Consider the following 3610-nt stretch of genomic DNA (forward strand, 5'->3'; position numbering starts at 1 on the left):
GGCCTGAAGGGCAAGGTTCAACTGACGGGGCTCGGCCTGCCGAGCGAGATGGCGGAGTACATCGAGAGCGGCGTCAGCCCTTGGATGTACCTGTGGAACCCGATCGACGTCGGCTACCTGGCCGGCTATGCGGCGGAATCGCTTGTCGACGGCAAGCTTACGGGCGCCGTAGGCGAGAAGTTCACGGCCGGCACGCTCGGCGAGAAAGAAATCGTAGCCGACGGCGACGGCACGCAAGTCATGCTGGGCGATCCGTTCAAGTTCGACTCCGGCAACATCGCGGAGTGGAAGTCCGTTTACTGATGACTTAATGGAATTTGAAGAATAGAGCTGCGCGACCCTCCTTGGAGCCTGAGGAGGGTCGTGCTTTTTATGCTTCGTAGATTCGCGTGAGGTCGGTCCGTAATTAAGCGCGGGGGCTCTTCCACGTTTTACGATAGGCAAGCGGCGTCTGCTTCTCGCGGGCTCGGAACAGATTGATGAAGTGGCTGACGTTGTCGATGCCGACAATCCCCGAGATCTCTACGACGGTGTGTTCCGAATATTTCAGCAGTTCCTTTGCCCGAGAGATGCGGGTATTGATGATGTACTCGCCCGGCGAGAACCCGCTGTATCGCTTGAAGGCCTTGGCGAACGGATATTTGCTCATAGCGAATTCGCCGGCCAGGCGATCGAGTGTCAGCCTTTCGCCGGCATGACGCTCAATGTAGCGCATCGCATCGGCGACGAACCCGGGGAGAACGGTCTCCGCGCGGTCGGCTTCCGCATTCAAGAGCATAAGCTCGGTCAACAGAATCGAGATCGTCGCGGAAGCGAGCAGTTCATTGCGAAGGCTTCGCGTCTCGTTATGTGCGAGCAGTTCCTCCAGCAAGGCGGGGATGCGGCTTCCCGCCGTAAGCGTTCGGACGGGACCTCCGCGAGTCGAATAGAATCCGTATTGACCTCCTAGAGCAGGGCCGCTTACGTGCGCCCAAGCCATCTCCCATCCTTCGTCTTCCGCAGCATAATACTGATATTCCATGCAATCGATCATGAAAATTTGCCCGGGTCTAAGTGAGTGCGTCTCTCCGCCGTAGACGAGCTTGCCGCCGCCGGCTATCGTATAGACGATCAGATAGGAGCTCAAGCGCTCGCGCTCCGTGAAATAACCGGGGAACGCGACGAAACGGCCGATCTCCTGGGCGTGATACAGCGATTCCCGGGAGAAGGGAGACGGCGTTAGGATGAGCCGCACAGAGTCTTCCGTCCAGGCGTGATTGGCATTCTCGCGGTAGTTAGGCATTGTCGTCACCTCATGGCAAGATACTATGATTATAAGTTGCGATTCTGCGATGACACAACCGTTGAAAGCGGTTACGATGAGACTGATTCCAATGATAGAGGTGATATGTATGACTATGCCAACCCCGATCAAGCTTCCGCCTAAGCCGCGAATCGGCCTGTATGCCGTCGGGCTTCGCGCTTACTGGGATCAGTTTCCCGGCTTGCGCGAACGGCTGATCGAATACACGGCTTTTATCGAGAAGCGATTATCCGAATGGGGCGAGGTTTATCATTATGGATTGGTCGATACGGCGGAAGAAGGAAGAAAAGCGGGAGAGTGGTTAAACTCCCGCAATGTCGACCTTGTATTCTGTCATGCGGCCACGTATTCGACCAGTTCTACGGTTCTGCCGGTTCATCAAGCGTGCAAATCGCCCGTTGTCTTCCTCAATCTGCAGCCGACGGATCGCATCGACTACGAGCGGACAACGACAGGGGAATGGCTTGCGCATTGCGGAGCTTGTCCCGTGCCGGAATTCGCCAACGCGTTCAATCGCGCCGGTATTCCTTATCGAGTCGTGAACGGACTGCTTGGGCTGGATTACACTCCCTCTATCTCGCTTACTAACGAGATCACGAACGATCGGTCGGAGGCTATCCGCGCTTGGCGGGAGATCGAGGAGTGGGCGAGAGCGTCCGGGGTGCCGCGCGCGCTCCGTCAAAGCCGAATCGGATTCTTGGGCAATACGTATAGCGGCATGCTCGATATGTACAGCGACTTCACGATGATTCAAGCGCAGACCGGCGTACACGTAGAAGTGCTCGAGATGTGCGACCTCGACCGCTTGCTGCAGACGGTAACGCCAGCCGATATGGCGGCCAAACGCGAAGAGACGCTCTCCATGTTCGAGATCAGCGGCGACTCTCCGAGCGATCCGATCGCGCGAAAGCCGACGGAGGAACAGATGGAATGGTCATGCAAGGTAGCCGCCGCGCAGGAGAAGCTGGTGAGGGAATACGATCTGGACGGGTTGTCCTATTACTACCACGGCGCGCCGGGCGGACAATACGAGCGATTGCAGTCCGGCTTTATCGTTGGCCATTCCCTGCTCACGGCCAGGGGAATTCCTTGTTCGGGCGAAGGCGACCTCAAGACGGCGATCGCTATGAAGATATGCGATATTCTGGGAACCGGCGGGAGTTTCTCGGAGATCGTGGCTACCGATTACGTGGACGGCACGATTCTTCTAGGCCACGACGGCCCGTTCCACCTGAAGATCGCGGAGGGCAAGCCGATTTTGCGCGGCATGGGGCTTTACCATGGCAAACAAGGAACCGGCGTATCTGTCGAGGCGAAGGTCAAGACGGGACCGATCACTACGCTTAACGTGACGCAGACCGGTGACGGCAGACTAAAGCTGATCGTGAGCGAGGCGGAGTCGACCGACGGCCCGATCATGCGAATCGGCAATACGCAGACGCCGGTTAAATTCAAGGTGCATCCGGATGAATACCTGACTCGCTGGTTCGATGAAGCGCCTACGCATCATTGCGCGATGTCGATAGGGCATAACGCCTCGCTATTCCGTAAGGTCGGCGATCTGATGGGGCTGCCGACGGTCGTTCTATAGCTGCCTCGGGAATTCATTACAGCCGGGCCGCGAGAGCGTTGGTTAAGCTTTAGGAGAGAGGGGAATAGGGGATGGGAAACGTGAAATTCGCCTGGACATGGAACGTGAAGGAACAATGCGTCGAGGAATACGTGAAGCTGCACGAGAAGCCCTGGCCGGAAATCCTGGAGGAGCATGCAAGAGCGGGCATTCGCAACTATTCGATCTTTCGCAACGGCAGCCAGTTCTTTTATTGCTTCGAATGCGACGATATCGATGCGGCTTTCAGTTATTTAGATAGAAGCGAAGCGTGCAGACGCTGGAACGCGATTACCTCGAAGATGGTGGAGGGATCGTTCGATCTGGGGGAGGCCGAGCCGATCCGATTTTTGCCCGAAGTTTTCCGTCTGGCTTAGCACTCTCAGGAGCTCTCGTGGGACAAACGAACAAACCGAAAGAGACTCCGAAGGAGGAAGCGGAAAGTGAAAAAGATAATGGCATTGGGATTGACGGCGGTGTTGTCCATGTCGCTGCTCGCGGCTTGCGGCAACAATAGCAACGATAAAGCGGCAAGCGGCGGCGACGCCAAGCCGAGCAGCTCGGCGGCCAGCGGCAATACCGGCGATAAGCAGAAGTTCGCTATTATTTTCAAAAATACGGGCAACCCTTACGGCGAGAAGCAGATGGAAGGCTTCAAGAAGGCGATTGAGGAGAACGGGGACGAAGCGATTCTGAAG

At 56.7% G+C, this 3610-nt stretch carries 3 protein-coding genes and 2 pseudogenes; 4 read left to right on the forward strand and 1 reads right to left on the reverse strand.

Annotated elements, in window-relative coordinates; genetic code table 11:
* A pseudogene (locus tag ELR57_RS27695) lies at nucleotides 1-303 on the forward strand (rhamnose ABC transporter substrate-binding protein); the annotation flags it as partial.
* Between the two features lie 103 nt (nucleotides 304-406).
* Here the strand turns inward: ELR57_RS27695 and ELR57_RS27700 are convergent.
* Nucleotides 407-1282 (reverse strand): helix-turn-helix domain-containing protein, encoded by an 876-nt coding sequence (locus ELR57_RS27700; RefSeq protein ID WP_126963082.1) that lies wholly within the window; start codon nucleotides 1280-1282, stop codon nucleotides 407-409.
* 109 nt (nucleotides 1283-1391) lie between these two features.
* Between ELR57_RS27700 and ELR57_RS27705 the strand changes: the two genes are divergently transcribed.
* The 3 genes and pseudogenes from ELR57_RS27705 to ELR57_RS27715 form a co-directional block, all read left to right on the forward strand.
* Nucleotides 1392-2894: an L-fucose/L-arabinose isomerase family protein gene (locus ELR57_RS27705; protein ID WP_126963083.1), complete on the forward strand. Its 1503-nt coding sequence runs from the start codon at nucleotides 1392-1394 to the stop codon at nucleotides 2892-2894.
* 71 nt (nucleotides 2895-2965) lie between these two features.
* Nucleotides 2966-3289 carry an L-rhamnose mutarotase gene (locus ELR57_RS27710; protein ID WP_126963084.1) on the forward strand — a complete coding sequence of 108 codons (324 nt, stop codon included), beginning with the start codon at nucleotides 2966-2968 and terminating at the stop codon, nucleotides 3287-3289.
* 66 nt (nucleotides 3290-3355) lie between these two features.
* Nucleotides 3356-3610 (forward strand): annotated as a pseudogene (locus ELR57_RS27715) (rhamnose ABC transporter substrate-binding protein); the annotation flags it as partial.

Origin of the sequence: Cohnella sp. AR92 (assembly GCF_003990975.1) — a bacterium.
GTDB lineage: Bacteria > Bacillota > Bacilli > Paenibacillales > Paenibacillaceae > Cohnella.